At 60.5% G+C, this 21,716-nt stretch carries 16 protein-coding genes; 12 read left to right on the forward strand and 4 right to left on the reverse strand.

Features of this window, described 5'->3' with window-relative positions:
* Positions 1-75: 75 nt before the first annotated feature.
* The 4 genes from BLIJ_RS01320 to BLIJ_RS01335 all read left to right on the forward strand — a co-directional run bounded on the left by BLIJ_RS01320 (position 76) and on the right by BLIJ_RS01335 (position 3,556).
* Positions 76-357: a metal-sensitive transcriptional regulator gene (locus BLIJ_RS01320; protein WP_012576694.1), complete on the forward strand. Its 282-nt coding sequence runs from the start codon at positions 76-78 to the stop codon at positions 355-357.
* A 206-nt stretch (positions 358-563) separates the two neighbouring features.
* Positions 564-1,988 (forward strand): DNA recombination protein RmuC, encoded by a 1,425-nt coding sequence (locus BLIJ_RS01325; RefSeq protein ID WP_012576695.1) that lies wholly within the window; start codon positions 564-566, stop codon positions 1,986-1,988.
* Positions 1,985-2,614, forward strand: a complete 630-nt coding sequence (locus BLIJ_RS01330; RefSeq protein WP_012576696.1) for a phosphoribosyltransferase — start codon at positions 1,985-1,987, stop codon at positions 2,612-2,614. Before BLIJ_RS01325 ends, BLIJ_RS01330 begins: the two co-directional genes overlap by 4 nt.
* Positions 2,615-2,707: 93 nt before the next feature.
* A complete protein-coding gene (locus tag BLIJ_RS01335; protein ID WP_012576697.1) occupies positions 2,708-3,556 on the forward strand; it encodes a TrmH family RNA methyltransferase in 849 nt (282 codons plus the stop codon).
* Positions 3,557-3,990: 434 nt separating this feature from the next.
* Here the strand turns inward: BLIJ_RS01335 and BLIJ_RS01340 are convergent, their stop codons facing one another.
* A complete protein-coding gene (locus BLIJ_RS01340) occupies positions 3,991-4,959 on the reverse strand; it encodes a type IV toxin-antitoxin system AbiEi family antitoxin domain-containing protein (protein WP_007051533.1) in 969 nt (322 codons plus the stop codon).
* A gap of 582 nt (positions 4,960-5,541) precedes the next feature.
* Between BLIJ_RS01340 and gatC the strand changes: the two genes are divergently transcribed.
* The 8 genes from gatC (at position 5,542) to rho (ending at position 16,733) form a co-directional block, all read left to right on the forward strand.
* Positions 5,542-5,841, forward strand: coding sequence for an Asp-tRNA(Asn)/Glu-tRNA(Gln) amidotransferase subunit GatC (gatC, locus tag BLIJ_RS01345; protein WP_011068473.1), 300 nt, complete (start codon positions 5,542-5,544; stop codon positions 5,839-5,841).
* A 3-nt stretch (positions 5,842-5,844) separates the two neighbouring features.
* Positions 5,845-7,386, forward strand: a complete 1,542-nt coding sequence (gene gatA, locus BLIJ_RS01350; protein ID WP_012576700.1) for an Asp-tRNA(Asn)/Glu-tRNA(Gln) amidotransferase subunit GatA — start codon at positions 5,845-5,847, stop codon at positions 7,384-7,386.
* A gap of 25 nt (positions 7,387-7,411) precedes the next feature.
* Positions 7,412-8,911 (forward strand): Asp-tRNA(Asn)/Glu-tRNA(Gln) amidotransferase subunit GatB, encoded by a 1,500-nt coding sequence (gene gatB / locus BLIJ_RS01355; RefSeq protein ID WP_007051530.1) that lies wholly within the window; start codon positions 7,412-7,414, stop codon positions 8,909-8,911.
* 295 nt (positions 8,912-9,206) lie between these two features.
* A complete protein-coding gene (locus BLIJ_RS01360) occupies positions 9,207-10,271 on the forward strand; it encodes a GNAT family N-acetyltransferase (RefSeq protein ID WP_012576701.1) in 1,065 nt (354 codons plus the stop codon).
* Positions 10,272-10,281: 10 nt separating this feature from the next.
* A complete protein-coding gene (locus tag BLIJ_RS01365) occupies positions 10,282-10,596 on the forward strand; it encodes a DUF2469 domain-containing protein (protein WP_003828150.1) in 315 nt (104 codons plus the stop codon).
* Between the two features lie 168 nt (positions 10,597-10,764).
* Positions 10,765-12,636, forward strand: coding sequence for a histidine-type phosphatase (locus tag BLIJ_RS01370; RefSeq protein WP_012576702.1), 1,872 nt, complete (start codon positions 10,765-10,767; stop codon positions 12,634-12,636).
* Between the two features lie 213 nt (positions 12,637-12,849).
* Positions 12,850-14,463 carry an NAD(P)/FAD-dependent oxidoreductase gene (locus tag BLIJ_RS01375; protein WP_012576703.1) on the forward strand — a complete coding sequence of 538 codons (1,614 nt, stop codon included), beginning with the start codon at positions 12,850-12,852 and terminating at the stop codon, positions 14,461-14,463.
* 206 nt (positions 14,464-14,669) lie between these two features.
* Positions 14,670-16,733 (forward strand): transcription termination factor Rho, encoded by a 2,064-nt coding sequence (gene rho, locus BLIJ_RS01380; protein WP_012576704.1) that lies wholly within the window; start codon positions 14,670-14,672, stop codon positions 16,731-16,733.
* A gap of 232 nt (positions 16,734-16,965) precedes the next feature.
* Here the strand turns inward: rho and BLIJ_RS01385 are convergent, their stop codons facing one another.
* The 3 genes from BLIJ_RS01385 to BLIJ_RS01395 all read right to left on the reverse strand — a co-directional run bounded on the left by BLIJ_RS01385 (position 16,966) and on the right by BLIJ_RS01395 (position 21,586).
* Positions 16,966-18,084: a LacI family DNA-binding transcriptional regulator gene (locus BLIJ_RS01385; protein WP_014484531.1), complete on the reverse strand. Its 1,119-nt coding sequence runs from the start codon at positions 18,082-18,084 to the stop codon at positions 16,966-16,968.
* Between the two features lie 162 nt (positions 18,085-18,246).
* Positions 18,247-19,692, reverse strand: coding sequence for an MFS transporter (locus tag BLIJ_RS01390; protein ID WP_012576706.1), 1,446 nt, complete (start codon positions 19,690-19,692; stop codon positions 18,247-18,249).
* A gap of 73 nt (positions 19,693-19,765) precedes the next feature.
* Positions 19,766-21,586: a glycoside hydrolase family 2 protein gene (locus BLIJ_RS01395; protein ID WP_012576707.1), complete on the reverse strand. Its 1,821-nt coding sequence runs from the start codon at positions 21,584-21,586 to the stop codon at positions 19,766-19,768.
* Positions 21,587-21,716 lie beyond the last annotated feature (130 nt).

The following is a 21,716-nucleotide window of genomic DNA, read 5'->3' on the forward strand; positions in this document are numbered from 1 at the left end:
AGTGTATACCCTATACCCCTAGAGGGTATATAATGGGGTGTGTTCAGCTGACGGATAAGTATCAGGGGGTTTGCGATGCATGGTTATGACGAAGACAAGGCCAAGGTCATCGCACGATTACGCCGTATCGAAGGGCAGGTGCGCGCCATCACGCAGATGGTGGAGGATGACAAATACTGCATCGATATTCTGACGCAGATTTCGGCGTCGAATTCGGCGCTGAAATCCGTGGCGTTATTGCTGCTGGACGATCATCTCAACCATTGCGTGCGGCAGGCGTCGGTCCAGGGCGGCGAGGTGGCCGATGAAAAACTTGCGGAGGCTTCCGCGGCCATTGCGCGTCTCGTCAAATCGTGACGAGTTCTGCCGCATGATGACGCGCGCTGGCAAATCATGAAAGGCCGTCTGACGCTCGGATACGACACGGCATAATAACGGTTGATGCTCGACTGTGATAAGGCCAAGCGTCCAATGTGGGCTGCTGAGCGTCCGTTTAACGGCTTGAAATCGTCGAGTTCGGTAAAAATTTACCGTCATTCACCATCGATGACATACTGGGTACCATGTTTGAGCAAATAGGAAACGTGATTATCGTCATCGTCGTGCTAGTGGTTGGTGCAGGGCTTGGCCTCTTCGCCGGCTTCGTGCTGGGGCGCCATAAGGGTCAGGAGATGGCTCGAGGCGTCAAAAGCGAGGAGCTGGAGGAGGCCAAGACCTCGCTGGAGAATGCGCGATTCGAGAATGCTGAGCTCAGTGCTCGCAATGCTGCCGCACAGGCTCAGATTGAAGGCGTGAACCAGCAATTGGCTTTCGCCAAGTCACAACTTGCCCAGGCGCAGCAGGCTGAGCAGGTTCGCATTCAGCAGGAACGTGAGCGTGCGGCTGCGGAGGCGGAACGGAAGCGTCAGGCGGATGCTCGGGACGCCGAGGCCAAGCGTGCTGAACAGGAAGCGCGTTTGAAAGAACAGAGCAAGGTGCTCGAGGCGCTTGCGCCAGTGGCCAAAAATCTTGATACCTTGCAGAACAAGGTCACGCAGATCGAAGAGGGCCGCAAGAGGGAAATGGGCGCATTGGGAGCCCAACTCAAGGGGCTCAACGACCAGCAGGCCCGTTTGGACAAGGAGACCAGCTCCCTGTCCGCCGCATTGCGCAATAACAAGGTGCGTGGCGCGTGGGGCGAGGCCCAGCTCAAGAACATTGTCGAATCCGCCGGATTGCTGGAACATGTCGATTTCGATACCCAGGTGGTGGTCACGGATGCCGATGGGCGTACGTTGCGCCCGGATATGATCGTGCATCTGCCGGGAGGCAAGACCATTCCGATTGATGCCAAAGTGCCTTATGCCGATTACCAGCGTGCCTGCGAAATCCCGGACACCGCCAGTCCCGAGGATATTGCCCGCCGCGATGATTTGCTGCGGTCCCATGCCAAGGCGTTGCGCGAGCATGTACGTGCTCTCGGCGAAAAGGCCTATTGGAATGCCTTTGATGTGGCACCCGATTTTGTGGTGGCCTTCATCCCCAATGAGGCACTATTGCAGGCCGCGCTCGAAGCCGATCCCACACTGATGGATGATGCGTTCTCTCGCAAAGTGGCGCTCACCTCGCCGGTCACGCTGTGGGCCGTGCTGAAATCCGTCGCCTATGCCTGGCAGCAGCAGTCGCTCACCGATGACGCCAAGCAGCTGTTCGATCTGTCCCGAGAACTGTACGAACGGTTCTCCACGTTGGGTGATTATGCCATCAAATTGGGCACCCAGATTACTAAGACGGTCAGCGCCTACAACAAGTTCGCGTCCAGCTTGGAACGCCGTGTGTTGCCCACCGCTCGCAAGCTGCAAAAAATCGAACCGACCAAGATCATCGAGGAAGTACCGATCATCGAATCAGATAAAGGCAATGTGAGCGAACTGTCCGCCCCTGAAGTGGTGCCGGCCGATGAGGGTGATACTCATCTGACTGCCTCAGGCGATAGTCTGGAGTCATGACTGAATCTGGATTCCGCCCCACTGGTACCCCGGACCTCGCCGTCGCGAAGAGCCATAATGACTTTGCCATGCTGGAGCCGCGTGAGCAGCTAGCCACCTTGCTGAGGGAGCATGTGGTGGGCCGTCCGTTCTCCGAACTTGCCGCGGTGACTTTCGACCACCATGCCGCCACCGTCATGGGCCATGTGCTGATTGACGCTTTGGAAGATGCGGGCTATTCGGTTGATGACTTCGATGCTGTTGGTGCCTTGACCGCAGCATCTGTGCCCATGGTGTCCGCCATGATCCAGGCCGCCTCCTCTCGTGGCGAGGACCTAGATGGATTCGTGATGGACTTCGTCTACCCGTCCATCAAGGGCCCCTCCATCGAAGGCCGCCGTGTGGTGCTGTTGGATGCTTGGCTGTCCGAAAAGTCGTACGTGCAGACCAGCTCGCTGGTCACCCTGCGCAACGGCAATGAGCTGAGCCTCGACTTTGGCATAGTGGAGCAGTTGGGTGCCAAGGTCGTGGCCATCGCCTCGCTGGTCGGTGGCGGTGCCAAAGACATCAATGTGGTCAACCCCTCCACCGGCGACGAGCAAACGCTCCCCTTCATCCAGGTCTTCGACGAATCCGAACTGCGGTAAATCCACCTTTGACTTCCCTCGCATAAAGTCAGCCGGGCTGAGCAGCGAAGCTGACTAAGAGGAACCGGTGAATAGCGTTATCGAGGAGAAAGATTGCACGCACCCAACCAGATTTCTTTGGCTGCCAAGGCTTCAGGTGAACCGGAATTCCGTGAAATCGGCCTTGGGCCGTGGTCTGAGACCCATCCCGGCGAGCCTCGTCCTGACGATCCGACTTCTCCGAATTATGACGGTCGTTTCGACTCGGTGCTGTTGAACGACGGCGACCGCCGCAACGTATTGGACCGTTACCGCTACTGGACCGTCGCTGCCATTAAGGCCGATCTTGACGCTCGAGGGCGTCACGACTTCGAAGTTGCGGTGGAAAACTGGACCCACGATTTCAACATCGGTTCCATGGTCCGCACCGCCAACGCCTTCCAGGCCAAGCGCGTACACATTGTCGGTCCACATAAGTGGAATCGCAAGGGAGCGTTGATGACCGAACTGTACCAGCACGTCGAACACCACCCCTCCATCGCCGAACTGGTGGAAAGCTGGCATCATCGCATCGCCGGTGAAATCGCCTATGAACGAGCCAAGGCCGGTGCCGCCGCCATCCATGCGCATGATGTGGCTGTGGATGGAAACAACAAGCACCTTCATGAGCTGCTGGCCGAAATCGATGCTTGTGATGCGCGCATCAAGGAGCTTCAAGCCGCCCGCGTCATCGCCCTCGACATTATTCCCGGCGCAGTGCCGATGGAAGCCTATACCTTCCCCAAGCGGTGCCTGCTGCTCTTCGGTGCAGAAGGCCCCGGATTGAGCGACAAGTCTCTCGCATTGGCCGACGATGTGGTCTACATCTCTCAATTCGGTTCCGTGCGCTCCATTAATGCAGGCGCTGCGGCGGCCGTGGCCATGCACGCATGGATTGCCCAACACGCCGTATCAGGCGTGTAGCCATGCGCCGACAATCCCGCCGCATCTGCCCAATATGGGCCACATTAGAGGCATGATCTACGCCACCAAATCCATCGCCGCGGCATTAATTCGCATTTGCCGCCGGCATCGTCGGCATCCTGCTCGCCGCAGGCATCAGCAGCTCCGCGCAGTCCACACTGGCCGAAGCCGTTAAACCGGACTACTGGATTCCCGAATGGTGGCAGTCCGGCCTGATTCTCATCGCCTGGGCTGCCGCCGCATGGATCGGCGGTCTCATCATCACCGGAAAAGCGGATATCAGATATCAAATAACGCGGGTTACTGCTTTGGCAGTTCTGCCGGTTCGGCCATGATCCTGGCAGTTTGTCATGGCTATGGCTTTGGCGGTTCTGCAGTGACCATGGTTCTGGTGACTCTGACCCCATGGATTTGACCACCGTGGTTCACTGCGCTTAACCAGCTCCCATCACTGTTCCAGCATGAGGTATGCCGGCTGCCCGCAGCTTATTGAGTAAAGGATGTTGTTGCATCACCTCCTCATAGGTGAATCGGACAATGGTGTCGACTTTGGCCCGGTACAGTGCCGTCTCCCGTTCTTTCTCCGCCTGAACTGCACCACGAACACCCTTGCGGTCATTCATATCCGGGTTCACATATTTTTCATAGCCATCGAATTCGCCCACGATAAGCCGATTCTCAGGTAGCCGCCAGAGGAAATCCACGCGATACAGAGCACCGGTTTGCGGGTCGGTGATGTTTTGTTGCAGTTCTGGGGCTAATAGGCCGCCTGCGATGATGGTGCCTCGTCCAAGTGACTCGCCACCATTCTCACTCGCCGGATTGGCGTAATGCAGTAGGCGGAATATCGGCGTGCAATCACGTCGCATAGTGCTGCACACATTCAGAATGTCCGTGATGGCGACGCCGTTGCGCAGCGCCGAATCGATAATGGGCAGTGCAAATCGGAAGTCGACGGACAGCCCGCAATCCACCACCGTTCTGGCTTTGCTGGTCACCGGGAGTCCATTGGCATATTCTGGCGTGCTGCTTGACGTGAAGATGCGTTTGACCTTTGCACTGCTGGCGTTGGGGCCTCGTGATGTTGTGGCGAGAGTGATGGTGCCAGCATGAAGATGCCATTGGTGTTCAAAATCGTGGATGGCCGCTGCCGTGACCCCGGCGAACACCCAATCCGGATGTCTGTTATGAAGAGTTCGTGCAATATGTCTGATACGTTCGTCGGGTTGCAGCGAATCCCAGTATTCCGAAGCGGCGTACATGTTGGGGAATACACGTTTGAGTTCGCGCGCCTGCACGCGCCGAGCCAGTGCCGAGCGGTGTGCCTTGGTTGTTCCATAAGCGCACTGTTGCGTTGCTTCAGCCTTCGTGATGAGTATGTCCACTGCTTTGTGATGTTTCATGATTCGACGGTATGCCAATGGTGAACACGGTGTCTATCTGTCTGGGGTTATGTGGTTCTAGCTTCGGTGCCTAGATGTGTGTTTTTGCCTGATTATCAGGCATCTGACCGTATTGGACTGATTATGTGGATTCTTTTGGGTGGGTATGCAAAATGTGGATAACTGGCGAGGTGCGCAGGGCGATTGTCGTTCATATGTTCGATGTAGGTGTGTTTGGGCTCATTGTGAGCTTATTAGGGTGGCCATGCAGATACTTCAGTGGGGCACATTTGCGGTTGGGCCGTGGCGTTGCCTCGCTGCGGGGCGTCTCAGCGGGGCGTTTTATTGGTTGGACCGCGGTTTTGTTTTGCTGGGATGGCTGAGCGGGGCGTTTCATCGGTCAGCTCGCGGTTTTGCTCTGCTGCGAGTCGTCTCAGTAAGGTGAACTTGCGGTCCGGCAACGGTTTTGCCCCGCCGAAGAAGCCAGCAGCGGGGCAAATGCTCGACCGGCTTGAGCTTCTGATTCGCTGAAGGGCTCCAGTAGGCGGGAAAATGAGGCTTCCCGACAACTGCGTGTCACATACGGCTCATATAGTTATGGCCATGCCAACATTTTCACGCGAAGAAATCGTGCATTTGGGCGATCTGGCCCGAATCGCGCTCACCGATGAGGAAATCACCCGTCTGCAGGGCGAACTGAACGTCATCGCAGACTCCATCAACAAGGTCCAGGAAGTCGCCTCCGACGATGTGCCGCCGACCGCCAACCCGGTTCCGCTGGAAGCCTACCTGCGCCCGGACGTCGCCGAAACCCCGCTCACGCAGGAAGAGGCGCTCGCCGGTGGCCCGAAGACCGAGGCCGGCATGTTCGTGGCACCGCGAATCCTGGGAAGCGAGGAGTAATCGATGAGCAACGAAACCGCAACTCTTGTCAAACTGTCTGCTGCCGAGCAGGCCGCTGCCATCAAGAAGGGCGACGTCACCTCCCGTGAGCTCGTCGAAGCCCACCTCAAGGTGATCGAAGCCGCTGAGCCGTCTATCAAGGCCTTCCTGAAGGTTTCCGGCGATGTGGCTCTCGAGCAGGCCGACGCCTTCGACGCCAAGTCCGCCGAAGACAAGGCCGCCCTGCCTGAGCTGGCTGGTGTGCCGATCGCCATCAAGGACATGATCGTCACCAAGGGCATCGAAACCACCGCCGCCTCCAAGATCCTCGAGGGCTGGGTGCCGCCGTACGACGCCACCGTCATCGAAAAGCTCAAGGCCGCCGGCATGCCGATTCTCGGCAAGACCAACCTCGACGAATTCGCCCAAGGCTCCTCCACCGAGCACTCCGCCTACCAGACCACCCACAACCCGTGGGATACCGAGCGCGTGCCCGGCGGTTCCGGTGGCGGCTCCGCCTCCGCAGTCGCCGCATTCGAAGCACCGATCGCCCTCGGCACCGACACCGGTGGCTCGATTCGCCAGCCCGGCGCCCTGACCGGCACCGTGGGCGTCAAACCCACCTACGGCGGCGTCTCCCGTTTCGGAGCCATCGCCATGGCCTCCTCGCTCGACCAGATCGGCCCGGTCTCCCGCACCGTGCTCGACTCCGCACTGCTGCAGGAGATCATCGGTGGCCACGACAAGCGTGACTCCACCTCCATCCCCGAAGGCCCGCGCCCGATGGTCGCCGCCGCCCGCGAAGGCGCCAAGCGCGATCTGAAGGGCATGAAGGTCGGCCTCATCAAGGAACTCGGCGGCGAGGGCTTCCAGCCCGGCGTCGAGGCCCGTTTCGGCGAGGCCGTCGACAAGCTCAAGGACATGGGCGCCGAAGTCGTTGAGGTCTCCTGCCCGCACATCGGATACTCGCTGGGCGCCTACTACATCATCATGCCGTCCGAGGTCAGCTCCAACCTGGCCCGTTACGATGGCATGCGCTACGGTCTGCGCGTCATGCCGCCGGCCGGCGTGCCCCAGACCGCCGCCAACATGATGGCCTACACCCGTGAGGCCGGCTTCGGCGACGAGGTCAAGCGCCGCATCATCCTCGGCACCTACGCCCTGTCCGCCGGCTACTATGACGCCTGGTACGGCTCGGCTCAAAAGGTCCGCACGCTCATCATCGAGGACTTCAAGAAGGCCTTCGAACAGGTCGATGTGCTGATCTCGCCCACCAGCCCGTCCACCGCCTTCAAGTTCGGCGAGAAGATGGACGATCCGCTGGCCATGTACGTCAACGACATCGCCACGATTCCGGCCAACCTCGCCGGCATGCCCGCCATGTCCATCCCGGCCGGCCTGTCCGACGACGGCCTGCCCGTCGGCTTCCAGTTCATCGCCCCGCAGCAGCGCGACGAAGTCATGTACAAGCCGGCTGCGGCCCTCGAAGCAGCGCTGGAGGACGGCTGGAACGGCCCGATCTGGAACGACCTCAAGACCCCATGGCTTGACGGTCTGGGCAAGTGAGCATCGGAAGGAAAGAAACAACATCATGGCTGAAAAACTGATGAAGTACGCCGATGCCACCAAGAAGTACGATGTGGTCTTCGGTCTGGAAACCCACGTGGAGCTGTCCACGAACACCAAGCTGTTCTGCCCGGCCCACATCGAGTTCGGCGGCGAGCCGAACACCGAACTGACTCCGGTGAGCCTCGGCCTGCCGGGCAGTCTGCCGGTGATCAACAAGACCGCGGTCGATTACGCCATCAAACTGGGTCTCGCCCTGCACTGCGAAATCGCCGAGTGGAGCCAGTTCGCCCGCAAGAACTACTTCTACCCGGACATGCCGCGCGACTATCAGATCTCGCAGTACGACAAGCCCACCAACGGCAATGGCTACCTGGACGTCGAGCTGGAAGACGGCACTGTGTTCCGTGTGCCGATCGAGCGCGCCCACATCGAAGACGACGCCGGCAAGAACACCCACGTGGGTGGTGCCGACGGCCGTATCGAAGGCGCCGACCACTCGCTGGTCGACTACAACCGCGCCGGTGTGCCGCTGATCGAGATCGTCACCAAGCCGATCGAGGGTGCGGGCGACCGCGCTCCCGAAATCGCCGGTGCCTATGTGCGCGCCATCCGCGACATCGTGCGTGCGCTGAACATCTCCCACGCTCGTATGGAGCAGGGCAACATGCGCGCCGACGTGAACGTCTCGCTGCGTCCAAGCCCGGATGCCCCCTACGGCACCCGTTCCGAGACCAAGAACGTGAACTCGTTCCGCGGCATCGAGAAGACCATCCAGTACGAGATTCGCCGTCAGGCCGCTCGTCTGGACGACGGCAAGGAGATTCTGCAGGAGACCCGCCACTGGGATGAGGCTACGCAGACCACCGCTGGCGGCCGTCTGAAGTCCGATGCCGACGACTACCGCTACTTCCCGGACCCCGACCTCGTCATGCTCCACATCACCAAGGAGCACATCGAGGAGATGAAGGCCCAGATGCCGGAAATGCCGCGCGAGCGCCGCAACCGCCTCAAGTCCGAGTGGGGCCTGAGTGATCTGCAGATGCGCGACATCCTCAACGCCGACGCCCTCGACCTGATTGAGGAAACCGTCAAGGCCGGTGCCAAGGCGGCCGGTGCGCGCAAGTGGTGGCTGGGCGAGCTTTCCCGCGAAGCCAACGCCAAGGGTGTGTCCCTCGAAGAGCTGCCGATCACCCCGGCCGACGTGGCCGAAGTCGAGAAGCTCATCGCCTCCGGCAAGCTCAACGACAAGCTCGCCAAGCAGACCGTCGAAGGCGTGCTGAAGGGCGAAGGCACCCCGGATGAGGTCGTCAAGAAGCACGACTACAAGATCGTCGAAGACAACGGTGCCATCGAGGCGGCCGTCGACGCGGCGTTCGAGGCGAACCCGGATGTCGTCGAGAAGCTCAAGAGCGGCAACATGAAGCCGATGGGCGTGATCATCGGCGCCGTGATGAAGGCCACACGCGGCCAAGCCGACGCCAAGGCCGTCACCAAGGTCGTCATGGGCAAGATCAAGGGCTGATTAGATTCACTGGCTCCCGCTGGCGGGAGCTGTCGAACGGAGTAAGACTGAGGGTAGTCGCCATGGTCGGATGACCACCCTCAGTCCGCTTCGCGGACAGCTCCCGCCAGTGGGAGCACTTATTTGTAGGGAAATCCTCCAGTTCAAATTCGTTTGACAGCTCCCGCCAGCGGGAGCCTTTATTGATTCTGTAAGAAAGTCGACTCAGAGCATTTCCAGCGTTCACCCAGTCGAGTAAGATATGCTCGGCACTGGACCGTGAGCCGAAACAAGCCGAACCGGGGGATGTATACCGATGACCACAACCAACGAGACGCTGAGCATGGCTACCGAAGTGCAACTGAAGCGCGATCTGCCACAGAGCATCGTCATTCCGCCAATTCGTGGCGAAATGGTGCACCTGCGCCCCGCCACCGCCGAGGACCTGCCTCGTTTGGATGAACTAGATGCCTTCTATGGCGCATCCAAGATCACCGGCAAGGATGCGGTCACCGAACGCGCCATTGTACACACGTGGGTCCGCCGCTCCCAAGCCTGGGAAGCCGGTCAGGCGCCCGCCGAATCCGGCGTGGGCGACCCGGAATCTCGCCGCACCATCGCATGGGCTGTATTGACTGACGCCGACCATGACGATGACGGTCAGCTCGATGCGGCCAGCACCGATAACGTCATCGGCATGATTTTCCTTATCGACATCGACGGCTGGTCCAAGTCCGCCCGCATCCAGATCATCTTGGGCCGTGAATACCGTGGCCGCGGCTACTCCCGTGACGCCATGCCGCGTGTGATGACTTACGGCTTTGCGCCCGAACCGGCCGGCCTGGGCATGCACCGCATCTGGGTGAGCGTGCCGGAAAAGAACAGCCGTTCGATTTCGGTCTACCAGTCGCTCGGATTCGTGCCGTCCGGCACCTCGCGCGACGCGTTGTGGGATGTCGAAAACAACAAATATCAGGACCTTATCGTCATGGACACGTTGGTCGACGAGTACGATCCGATTCGTTCGCTTGACGCTTTTGGCATGCACTTGATTGAGGACAATCCGGGTGTCAAGGAGGCGCTGTCCGCGCGCGAGCATTCCATCGCCATCCAGCAGAACAAGCCGGAACCCGAGCCGGCACAGCGTGGTGAGGCAGCCGCCGTCACGACGAGTGACGTGCAGTCTCAGGCCCAGACGCCGGCGGCCGCACAGCCAGTCGAGCCACAGGCCGGGCACCACGACGATACGCAGAAGAACGCGCGCCACAGTCTCGAAGAGGAAAGCAACTGGCCGTACGATCAGGCAGAACGCAAGCCCTCAAAGGAAGCATGGTGGCGTACGCTGGGCCGCGGCCGCAAACGCGATACGGAAAGTGAGTGAGTAAACAAGCATGAGTGCCGAGGATCTCGACAATTACGAAACCGACGCCGAACTCGCGCTGTATAGGGAATACCGTGACGTCATCAAGCTGTTCACCTATGTGGTGGAGACTGAGCGTCGCTTCTACTTGGCGAATAAGGTCGATTTCAACGTGCGTTCCGCTGGCCAGGACGTGTATTTCGATGTGCAGCTGACTGACGCATGGGTATGGGATGTCTACCGTTCCAGCCGTTTCGTCAAGTCCGTGCGCATCGTGACGTTCAAGGACGTGAACGTCGAAGAAGTCCAGAAAACCGATATCGACATTCCCGACGACATCCACTGATCCGGTGTCGCGCCACGACAGTCGCCTATTCACCGATTATGCGACCACGGTTTGCCGGGACGTCACTTGATACGTGTGTCGTGTTCGATTCATGCTCATACCATACTCATGGCGCGCTCGGGTCACGGGCCCGTCTTTTTTCGTTGATGAGATGAGAGTGAATAATCGATGTCAACACGAGTGATGAAGAGGATAGTCGGTTCCGTCGCATGCCTCGCCGCGTCTGCCATGTTGTTGCCGGGAACAATCCGGCCGGCTCAGGCTATGGAGGCCGACGGCCGGTACTACAGCAGCAAACAGCCGTATGTGGCCCCGAATGACGCGACCGCGTCGTCCTATAGCAAGGCTCCGAAAGGATACGGACCGATTTATACCGAAAGCATGGCCCGTCACGGATCACGTGGCCTGTCCAGCTACAAGTACGATGCGTTGCTGATGAGGATGGCCGAGACCGCCGCTCGGGATGGCGGGTTCAAGTCGGAGGCCATCAAAGCCGAGTTCGTGAAAAACCTGAGCGGCATCACCGCGGCCAATGTCGAGAACGGCTATGGCATGCTGACCGGTCAGGGCGCACAGCAGCATTACGGTATCGGAGAACGTGCGTACCAGCGTAATCGGTCGCTGTTCGATCAGGCCGCAGCGGATGGCGGGACGATTGCCTACCAGTCCTCCGGCGAAGCGCGCGCCACTGAGTCCGGCGAGAACTTCGAGAAAGGTTTCAACGAGGCTTCGGGAGGCAGGCTCATCGGCAATGTCAGCGCGCCGACGAATCCCGCCGATTCCGGCAATGGCAAGGATTTCCAGAAGAATCCCGACACCCTGTACTTCCACAAGGTGCAGAATCCCGATGGCACAAGCAAGGTGCCGGGTACCAAGGCATACGACATCGCGAACAACTACCAGAATTTCGTTGCCAATGATGCGACCATCGCCGGTGCTGAGAAGACCATAGGTGACAACGTCGACGTCAAACGGGCCTCACATGACCTGTTGTCCCAGATTTTCACCGAAGAATTCCTCGCCAAACTCGAGAATGGCGAATATAAGTGGTACAACACCACGGACGGCACCAAGAAAGGCGGCAAGAACTGCGCGCCAGGTGCCGATGCGTCCAAAGATCCCGACGCATGCGGCGAAGTCTCCAAGAAGATCAAGAGTGAGTATGACGCCGCGATGGATTTGTACAACCTGTACATCATCGCCGCCGACATGCACAATGAGAACACCGGTGACCACACCTTCGCCTTCGACCAGTATTTCCAGGGAGCATATGCGGATGATGCCAGAATGTTCGCATGGGCGCTTGATGCCGAGGACTTTTATGAGAAGGGGCCGAGCTACGCCGGTCAGAACGAGACCTATTCCATCGCGCAGCCTCTGTTGGATGATTTCCTCAATACCATTGATGCGCGGGTGAACGGAGGATCCACTGTGGCGACGTTCCGGTTCGCCCATGCGGAAACCATGATGCCGTTTGCCGCATTGCTGGGATTGCCGGGCTCCACGCAGCAGGCACCGGCCTCCACCACGGACGTGTACACTTACGGCAACAATGAGTGGCGTGGCGAATCGGTGACGCCGATGGCCGCGAATGTGCAATGGGATGTGTACGCCAGGAAGGGTGAGGACCCCGCCACCGGACAACGGTACACGCCCATCGTGCGCATGTTGTACAACGAGAACGAGGTTCCGTTCCGTTCCGAATGCACGCCGGTCGCCGATGGTTCGACATGGTACAAGCTGACCGAACTGAAAAGCTGCCTGGCCGCCGATCATAAGACGCTCGGTCAGGATGCCCGCATCGCGGAACAGGCCGATGCGACCCCGTCGCCGCAGCCATCCGGCAAGCCCGCGACTGATTCCGATGCGGCGACGCATGCCGCCGGCAAGGGAACCGCTGCCGGTCAGGCATCATCCACCACGAATGCCCGTCCGACGTCACTGGCACGTACCGGAAGTTCGGTCACGGTGTTTGTCGTGCTGACGGTCGGATTGATGCTGATCGGCGTCTCGCTGAATGTGTGGCGTATGCGTCGCTGATGCCGACTGTCCGCTCATAATCATCCGGCGCCGTCTTCCACATGAAGTGAAGGACGGCGCCGCCTATTCGGCGCGAATGAAAGCCGCATGTAGGGCACGGGTCGAACCTTCGCGCGACAAAGCCGCACGCCGGGACCATGCACGATTGCAAGCATCGTCTTCCCTACCTTCGGGTAGACTGCTTGAGATCTTGTTTTATAAGGAGACCTCAAAGTGACGCAAAAGCAATCCGTGGTGATTATCGGCGGCGGTCCGGCTGGACTGACCGCCGCATGGGAACTCGTCAAGGACGGCGGCGCGGAAAACTATGACGTGACCGTGCTGGAAGCGACCCGCGAATTCGGCGGTATCTCGCGCACCGTGAAGCACAACGGCAACCGCATGGATATCGGCGGCCACCGTTTCTTCTCCAAAGACGAACGCATCATGGATTGGTGGAAGACCGTTCTGCCGTTGCAGGGCGCACCCTCCTATGATGACAAGAAGCTCGGCCGCGACCACGACATGGAGCCGGGAGGCCCCGATCCGGAGACGGAGGACAAGGTGATGCTCAAGCGCCACCGCGTGTCCCGTATCTTCTGGAACCGCCACTTCTTCGATTACCCGATTTCGCTGAGCCCCAACACGTTGAAGGCCATGGGCTTCAAGCTCACCATGGTGGCCGGTTTCAGCTACCTGAAGTCCATGTTCCACAAGCTGCCGGAAGACAACCTGGAGAACTTCTACATCAACCGTTTCGGCCGCAAGCTGTATTCGATGTTCTTCGAGGGCTACACGGAGAAGCTGTGGGGCCGCCACCCCTCCCAGATCTCCGCCGACTGGGGTGCCCAGCGCGTCAAGGGCCTGTCCATCATGGGCGTGCTCAAGAACGCCTTCCAGAAGCTTAGCCCTAGGAAGCGCTCCAACGCGGAGGTCGAGACCTCGCTGATCGAGGAGTTCTGGTATCCGAAGTACGGTCCCGGCCAGCTGTGGGAGACCGTCGAGTCCAATTGCGAGGCCGCCGGCGTCAAGGTGCTGACCGACGCCAGGGTGGTCGAGGTCCGCCAGACCGATGGTGCCGTGTCTTCCGTGGTGTACGAGGATTCCGAGGGCAACCGCACCGAGCTTTCCGGCGACCAGTTCATCTCCTCGATGCCGGTCAAGGACCTGGTCAACGCCATCGACGCGGCCGGCGACGATCCCGAGGCCGCTGATTCCAAGCCCGCCCCGGCCGATATGACCGAGGTGGCCAACGGCCTGCCGTACCGCGACTTCGTGACCGTGGGCCTGCTGGTCAAGCACCTGAAGCTCAAGAACACCACCAACATCCCCACCCTCGGCAATCCGCCGATCGTGCCGGACTGCTGGATCTACGTGCAGGACCCGGGCTACAAGGTCGGCCGTCTGCAGATCTTCAACAACTGGAGCCCGTATCTGGTCAAGGACGTGGACGACACCGTCTGGGTCGGCCTCGAGTACTTCTGCGAGGAGGGCGACTCGTTCTGGAACATGAGCGAGGAGGACGTCACCAAGTTCGCGATCTCCGAGCTCACCCGCATGCGTGTGATCAACGGTCCGGACGAGGTCATCGACTCCCATCGTGAGCGCGTCAGGAAGGCGTACCCCGCCTACTTCGACACCTATGAGCACATGGACGAGCTCATCGAGTACCTCGACGGCTTCGGCAACCTGTACTGCGTGGGCCGTAACGGCCAGCACCGCTACAACAACATGGACCACTCCATGGCCACCGCCATGGAGGCCGTCGGCAACATCAAGACCGGCAAGACGTCCAAGAAGAACGTGTGGTCCGTCAACACCGAAAAGTCCTACCACGAAAAAAAGTGAGTAAACCTTGTTGAGCTCCCTCGTCACAGAGGGAGTTTTTTTTGGTTTTCGGCGGGCCGTTTTGCGTTGGTCGAGTTGGCGTTGTACAGTAAACGAAGTTCGCGAAGACTCAGAGACGCAGCGAACATTCATGAGCGGTGCGACCGCAATAATCACTCTTAACGCCTGGATAGGCATGGGCCTGTTCGGTATGGAAAGGGCAACCAGTGGCAAATAGCCAGAATCTTGAGGATATGAAGCTGCCTGAGCTCAAAGAGCTCGCTAAACAGATGGGCCTGCGCGGCACGTCGACCATGCGCAAGCCCGAGCTGCGCGCCACCCTGCAGGCGGCGCGCAATGGTGGAGAGCCGCCGGCCGGTGTGACCGTGCGCGCCCCCAAGGCCGCCAAAACCGCCAAGGTCGTCAAGGCTCCGCAGCCCGATGCCGCTGAGGCCAGCACCACAGACAATGCTGACGCGGCCACCCAGTCGCTGGCTCCAGCTCCGGCTGCCACGGAACCGCAGCTCGATTTGCCGCTTCCCGTGGCCGACGATGCCAAGAAGGACGAGACCGAACCGCGACGCACCCGTCGTAAGGCCGCCGATGATGCCGCATTCGAACCGCGTGCGGCCCGTCGTCGTCGCGATGACGACCAGTCCGATTTCGCTCGCCGCAAGCCGCGCAAGAAGGCCGATGAGGCCGGCGATCTGCTGGCCACGCTCGATTTGGGAGATGCAGCGCCTACCGAGCGTCGCCGCGAGCGCCATGAGGACGTGGAAGTTCCTCTGATTCGCCGAGTCCGTGATGATGAGGACGAGCAGCCTCGCCGCCGCCGTCGCACTGCGGAAAACAGCGAAGAAACCGTGCGTGACCTCGACGATATCCTGGCCACGCTGCCCACGCAGAAGCACGAGGAAACGGCCGAAGACGGCGAGCAAAACGACGATCACGAGTTTGTGCGTCGTAACCGCCGCGACCGTAGCGATCGTAACGATCGCGATAACCGTAATGATCGCAACGATTGCCGTAACCGCCGCATGCGTGGCCGTGATCGCGACAACGCCGATGATGATCGTCGCTATGATGATCGCGATAATCGTAGCGATCGCAATGACCGTGATAGCCGCCGCGAAGAGCCGCAGGAGGATCTGGTGCCGGTGGCCGGCATCGTCGACGTGCTCGACTCCTACGCTTTTGTGCGCACTTCCGGCTACCTGCCAGGCCCGAACGACGTGTACGTTTCCATGGGCCAGGTCAAGAAGTACGGTCTGCGCAAGGGCGATGCCGTCCATGGTTCGATTCGCGCCCCGCGCGAAGGCGACCGTCGCAACCAGCGCCAGAAGTTCGTGCCGCTGCAGGCCATCGATTCCATCAACGGCCAAAGCGTTGAAGAAGCGCTCAACCGTCCGCAGTTCTCCAAGCTCACGCCGCTGTACCCGCAGGAGCGTTTGAAGCAGGAGACCGCCCCGAACAAGCTCACCGGCCGTATCATGGACATCGTTTCCCCGATCGGCAAGGGCCAGCGTGGTCTGATTGTCTCCCCGCCGAAGGCCGGTAAGACCATCACCCTGCAGAACATCGCCAACTCCATCGCCGCCAACAACCCCGAGGTCCACCTTATGGTGGTGCTCGTGGACGAGCGCCCCGAAGAGGTCACCGATATGGAGCGCACGGTCCAGGGCGAGGTCATTTCCTCCACCTTCGACCGTCCGGCCTCCGATCACACCACGGTTGCCGAACTGGCCATCGAACGCGCCAAGCGTCTTGTGGAGCTCGGCCAGGACGTGGTCGTACTGCTCGATTCCATGACCCGACTGGCTCGCGCTTACAACATCGCAGCCCCTGCCTCCGGCCGCATCCTGTCCGGTGGTGTGGACGCGCAGGCCCTCTACCCGCCGAAGAAGTTCTTCGGCGCCGCCCGCAACATCGAGAACGGCGGTTCCCTGACCATCATCTCCTCCGCGCTGGTCGAGACCGGCTCCAAGATGGATGAGGTGATTTTCGAGGAGTTCAAGGGCACCGGCAACATGGAGCTGCGCCTGTCCCGCGAGCTGGCGGACAAACGACTGTTCCCGGCCATCGACATCAACGCTTCCGGCACCCGCCGCGAGGAGCTCATCACCAATCCGCAGGAACTGCCGGTCATCTACCGTCTGCGTCGTCTGCTGGGAGGCATGGAGCCCGAGCAGGCCTACCAGACGCTGGTGCCGCGCCTCAAGAAGACCGCCACCAATCGGGACTTCCTCGCCGCCATCGTGCAGCAGCAGAGCGGAGCCGTGAACGGCAACTGAGGTTGCCGTTCAGGCAAACCCGGTGGGCTTGCCGACGGCGACGCCTGAGTGAGGCGGCAGCCGAACGAAGGTTGGATCGAGTCCGCGCGTAGCGTGGTCCGTTCTTGCTGGTGGAGCCGTGAACGGCAACTGAGGTTGCCGCTCGGAAGTCCGATGCCTTACCGATAATGATGCGATGATGGGGACCGCGGAGATTATTCCGCGGGCCCCATCGGCGTTTCCGGTGCGTCGATCACGCCACCGCCGGCGAGCTCTCCCGGTAGTGGATCGAGAAATCGACGTAACGCTGCTCGGCTGCGCCGCGCCCGCCGCCGGCCACTTGCTCCAGAATGGCGTCGACCGCGCATTGCGCGATCTGCTCCTTGCCAAGCTCGACGGAGGTCAGCGAGGGAATCGTGTATTGCGCCTCCTCGAGGTTGTCCATGCTGACCACGCGCAGGTCGTCCGGGATGCGCACGCCCATCTCGCGCAGTTGTCGCAACGCACCGAAGGCGAGCAGGTCGTTGTAGCACAGAAGGGCGTCGGCCTTGATGCCTTCCTCGAACATGCGACGCACGATTTCCGAACCGTTGCGTCTGGTGGCGATGCCCCGTCCCACATAGCCTGCGCCGCCGCTGGCATCGTCCTTGGCCTCCTCGTCGGTCTCCCAGGCGGGGATGGGCCTGATGAGCTTGGCATCCACTGGCACGTCGGCCTGTGCCAATGCTTCGAGATATCCCTGCGTACGCAGCGTTTCGGTTGAGGTCCGTCGTCGGTCGAGCGCGCCGCCGATCAGCGCGATGCGCCGGCAACCCGCGTCGAGCAGATGCTGGGTCAGCGCCTTGACCGCGTCGATGTTATGCACGAGGATATGGGGCGCGGGCACGTCAAACAGGCACTCGCCGAGCACGACGAGCGGATAGTCGCCGGCCAGGCGGGCGATGTCGCGGCGTTCCATGAGCAGGGGGCTCAGAATCAACCCGTCACTCATCTTGCGCGCCATGGCGGCGACGCTTTCCAACTCATGTCGCCGACTGAAGGCCGTGGATTCCACGGTTACGCCGTATCCGCGTCGCCGTGCCGCGGCAATCACGCGTTCGGCGAGCTCGGCGAAATATATCTGGGTGAGACTGGGAATGGCCAGGGATATCAGCCCGGTTCTCCCTGAGCGCAGGCTGCGTGCCCGTTCGTCGGTTACATATCCCAGCATCTCGATGGCCTGCCGGATGCGTTCGCGGGTAGTCTGCTTCATATACGGGTAATCGGAAAGATAGTTGGACACCGAGGTCACCGACACCCCGGCGAGCTGCGCGACGTCGCGCATGGTGGGGGTGGGTTTGTCGGCGACGGCCGATGTCGTTCTTTCACTCACAGGTGGCTCTTTTCTCGGGTGGGCGCCCACCGTCCGGCGGTGCGTTTCCTCCCATCATAACGACGGCCGTCCCGTTCTCCCGAAACGTCGAAGGGCTCCGTGTCCGATGCCGGAACGCATCGGACACGGAGCCCTCTCAGTCATTGTGTGGAGCGGATATCCTTACTTTGTCGCCGAGCCAGACGCGGCGGTCTCGGACACCAGATCGGCGGGTGCGGTCTGGTATCCCTCCGCGCCGCGTTCGACCAGGATGCGCTGGTATTCCTTGAACTCGGTCTCGGTGTAGTCGTACTTCGTCAGAATCAGCAGCTTGAGCAGCGCGCCCAGCGCCGGCAGGATCGAGATCACGATGAACAGGCCGTTCAGCGTGCCCGACGTCTGCGCGACGTTCGGCTGATAGCCGAGGAAAGTGAGCGTCAGACCGGTCGTGGCGCCGGCGAGGGCGATGGCCAGCTTGCTGGAGAAGGTCTGGCCGCCGAAGACCACGGCCTCCGCACGGTGCCCGGTCTTGACCTGGCTGTATTCGATAGTCTCGGCCAGCATGGCGGACAGGATCGGGTTGCTCATCGAGTACATGCACCAGGTGATGCCGATGAACACGAAGGTCAATGTCGTGTTCGAGTATCCGACGAAGTAGAAGACCACGCGGAAGGCGATCTCGGCGATGAGCAGCACGCGGACGAGGTTCACCTTCTTGTAGCGGCGGGTCAGCACCGGGATGAGCAGGAAGGTCAGCGCGCTGAAGGTGCCGATCAGGCCGAAGCCACTCATCAGCCCGGCGTTCGACATGTTGTAGGTGAAGAAGTAGATCATCATGTTGTTGACCATTTCCATGAAGAACTTCAGGAAGAAGATCACCAGGATCATCATCATGTACTTGTTCGCCTTGACGGCCTCGAACACCTGCTTGTAGGAGAGCTTCTCCGCCTTGTCGGAGGCGGCGATGCGCTCCTTGGTGAACAGGTAGCCGAACTCCATGATCACGAAGCCCGCGATCATGAGGATCGACACGGAGATCAGATAGCTCATCGACGGAGTGTTGTTCTGCTTGAACTGCGCGAGCATCACCGGCATGATGATGCCGGCCATGGCGATGCCGGCGGACACGCCGATGTTGGCGACGGTCACTAGGTCGGTGCGGGTCTGGCGGTCATGCGACATCACGGTGGACAGCGACCAGAACGGGATGTCGGAGAAGGCGTAGCAGGTGCCCCACAGGATGTAGGTGGTGCCGCAGAAGACGATCTTGCCGGCCACCGGGATGTCCGGGTCGATGAAGCAGGCGATCGTCGCGACGACCACGAAGATCGGGGCGATCTTCATCCACTTGCGGAACTTGCCTTGCTTGCTGGGCTTGCGGGAGTCCATGAACCCGGAGACCAGCGGGTCGAAGACGGCGTCCCACAGGCGGGCGACCAGGAAGATCGCGCTGGCGACCACCGAGGAGATGCCGACCACATCCGTGTAGTAGATCAGGATGAAGCTGCCGATGATGCCGTAGCTGAAGCACTGTCCGAATCCGTAGCAGAAATACGCCACGTATTCCTTGAGGCTCACTTTGTCCGCATTGCTGGATTTGACCGGTGCGGCTGCCGTTGCCGATGTCATATTGTTCCCTTTCTCTATTTATTGGTTCGATTGTGAAGGGTGGCCATATCCGCACCCATGTCGGCGCTCGTTCTCACACCTGCACGTAGCCGTAGGTGTGCTTGCTCAGCAACACCTCTCGTATGCGCTTGGGGTCGAATTTGTATTCGTGGTCGTGGTCGAGCAGGCCGTTGACCTCCTGTTCCACGTCGGAGGTCTGCGTGTAGCAGAAGCCAACGCAATAGTCGATGTCCATCACGGCCCGCGTCAGGGCCGCGATCTGATCAACGACCTTGTCGGGGTCGGTGATACGCTCACCGTAGCCCCACGAATCCTCGGTGTGACCGCCCGGCTCATAGGCCACGCCGCCGTATTCGGTGACCATCACCGGCACGCGCTGCTGTTCGTACCCCTGGCAGAACACGCGGCGGCCGCCCATCGGGGAGGGTGCTCCAGCCAACACTTCGTCGCGACGGCCCTGATAGGTCTCCAGCAGTTCGTCGGCATCGGCGTTGTAGTCGTGGATCGTGGCGATGTCGGTGCGCGTCTGCTCGTAGCCATCGTTGCCGATGACCAGGCGCGAGGGATCGAAGGCCTTCGCCTGATAATAGAGCGAGTTGACGAAGGTGCGCTCCTGCTCGCTGTGGGCGATGTCGAAGACGCCCCACGACTCGTTCATCAGCACATAGGCGAACACCGAGGGGTGGTTGACGTGCTTGCGCAGGTAGGCGGGCAGCTCGCGCTCCACATTGGCGATGAGCTCCGGGCCGAATTCGTAGGCGCTGGGCATCTCGGCCCAGACGATGAAACCGAGCTTGTCGCACAGGTAGAGCATGCGGTTGGACTCGAGCTTCTGATGGATGCGGTTGCCGTTGAAGCCCATGGCCTTCATCTTCTCGATGTCGGCGCGGAACTCGTCGGCGGTGCCCGTCAATCCTCCGCCCGGGTAATAGCCCTGGTTGAGCAGCAGCTTCATGTAGTACTTCTGGTCGTTGAGGAAGATCATCTTCCCGTCGCTGGTTACATCACGCAGACCGAAGTAGCTGGACACCTCGTCGGTGGTCTCGCCGCCGGAGCGCACGGTGAAGTCGATGTCGTAGAGGTCCGGCGTCGAGGGCGTCCATGGATGCGGTTCGGGGGACGGGTCGTAGTTGCGGATCTCGACGGAGAACCGGGCGCGCGCGTTGGTGAAGGAGACGGTGCCGTGCGTGACCGGCTTGCCTTCGAAGGTCACGTTGTAGTCGAGCTCCGCGTCGACGTTGACATTGAGCGAGGCATCCACGTCGAGGCGCGCTTGGTTGGCGTGCGGGGTCATCGTGAAGTCGGTCAGATGCACGTCGCCGGTCTCTTCGAGCCACACGCTCTGCCAGATGCCGATGGTGCGCGTGTACCAGCAGGCGAAGTTGCCGTCCTTCCATGCCTGCTTGCCGAGCGGTTGGTCGGTGCGGTTGAAATCGACGACCTTGACGACCAGTTCGTTTTCCTTGGCCGCGTAAGGCGTCACATCGAAGCGGAAGGGCGTGTGTCCGCCTTGGTGCGAGCCGACGTGTCGGCCGTTGAGCCACACGTCGCAGGCATAGTCGACGGCCTCGAAGTTGAGCAGGTATCGTTTGCCCGGGCGCATGTCGAGGTCGAAGGAGCGGCGGTACCACACGACGGGGTGATACTGCGGTTCGTCCACGCCGGACTTGGGGAAGGTGTAGCTGTAGGGCACCTCGATGGTGCGGTCGAATTCGGGGAAGGCCATCGAGGCCGCGGCTTGGAGGGTCTCGGGTGTGGACTCCATCGCGTTGTTGCCTTGGTTGCCGTTCTTGGTCCCGGCCGGTGCGCCGGGGATCGCGAAGTCCCAGGTGCCGTTGAGATCGACCCAGTTGCGTCGGACGCATTGGGGGTCGGGGTATTGGATTCGCTCCATTGCTTTCCTTTCTCTGTATCGTTTCACAAAAACAATGTCGTTGTCTTTGTGATTGAAAGTACTGTTATCGCACTACTTTGTCGCAGTCACTTCCTTGTTGACGCTTCTATTCTGTAACGTTTCAGAATTG

Source organism: Bifidobacterium longum subsp. infantis ATCC 15697 = JCM 1222 = DSM 20088, from assembly GCF_000269965.1.
Lineage (GTDB): Bacteria > Actinomycetota > Actinomycetes > Actinomycetales > Bifidobacteriaceae > Bifidobacterium > Bifidobacterium infantis.

What these genes read in the sequence shown, in the direction of transcription:
- BLIJ_RS01320 (WP_012576694.1), top strand. Translation starts at nt 76, where the DNA reads ATGCATGGTTATGACGAAGACAAGGCCAAGGTCATCGCACGATTACGC.
- BLIJ_RS01325 (WP_012576695.1), top strand. Translation starts at nt 564, where the DNA reads ATGTTTGAGCAAATAGGAAACGTGATTATCGTCATCGTCGTGCTAGTG.
- BLIJ_RS01330 (WP_012576696.1), top strand. Translation starts at nt 1,985, where the DNA reads ATGACTGAATCTGGATTCCGCCCCACTGGTACCCCGGACCTCGCCGTC.
- BLIJ_RS01340 (WP_007051533.1), bottom strand. Translation starts at nt 4,959, where the DNA reads ATGAAACATCACAAAGCAGTGGACATACTCATCACGAAGGCTGAAGCA.
- gatC (WP_011068473.1), top strand. Translation starts at nt 5,542, where the DNA reads ATGCCAACATTTTCACGCGAAGAAATCGTGCATTTGGGCGATCTGGCC.
- gatA (WP_012576700.1), top strand. Translation starts at nt 5,845, where the DNA reads ATGAGCAACGAAACCGCAACTCTTGTCAAACTGTCTGCTGCCGAGCAG.
- gatB (WP_007051530.1), top strand. Translation starts at nt 7,412, where the DNA reads ATGGCTGAAAAACTGATGAAGTACGCCGATGCCACCAAGAAGTACGAT.
- BLIJ_RS01360 (WP_012576701.1), top strand. Translation starts at nt 9,207, where the DNA reads ATGACCACAACCAACGAGACGCTGAGCATGGCTACCGAAGTGCAACTG.
- BLIJ_RS01365 (WP_003828150.1), top strand. Translation starts at nt 10,282, where the DNA reads ATGAGTGCCGAGGATCTCGACAATTACGAAACCGACGCCGAACTCGCG.
- BLIJ_RS01370 (WP_012576702.1), top strand. Translation starts at nt 10,765, where the DNA reads ATGTCAACACGAGTGATGAAGAGGATAGTCGGTTCCGTCGCATGCCTC.
- BLIJ_RS01390 (WP_012576706.1), bottom strand. Translation starts at nt 19,692, where the DNA reads ATGACATCGGCAACGGCAGCCGCACCGGTCAAATCCAGCAATGCGGAC.
- BLIJ_RS01395 (WP_012576707.1), bottom strand. Translation starts at nt 21,586, where the DNA reads ATGGAGCGAATCCAATACCCCGACCCCCAATGCGTCCGACGCAACTGG.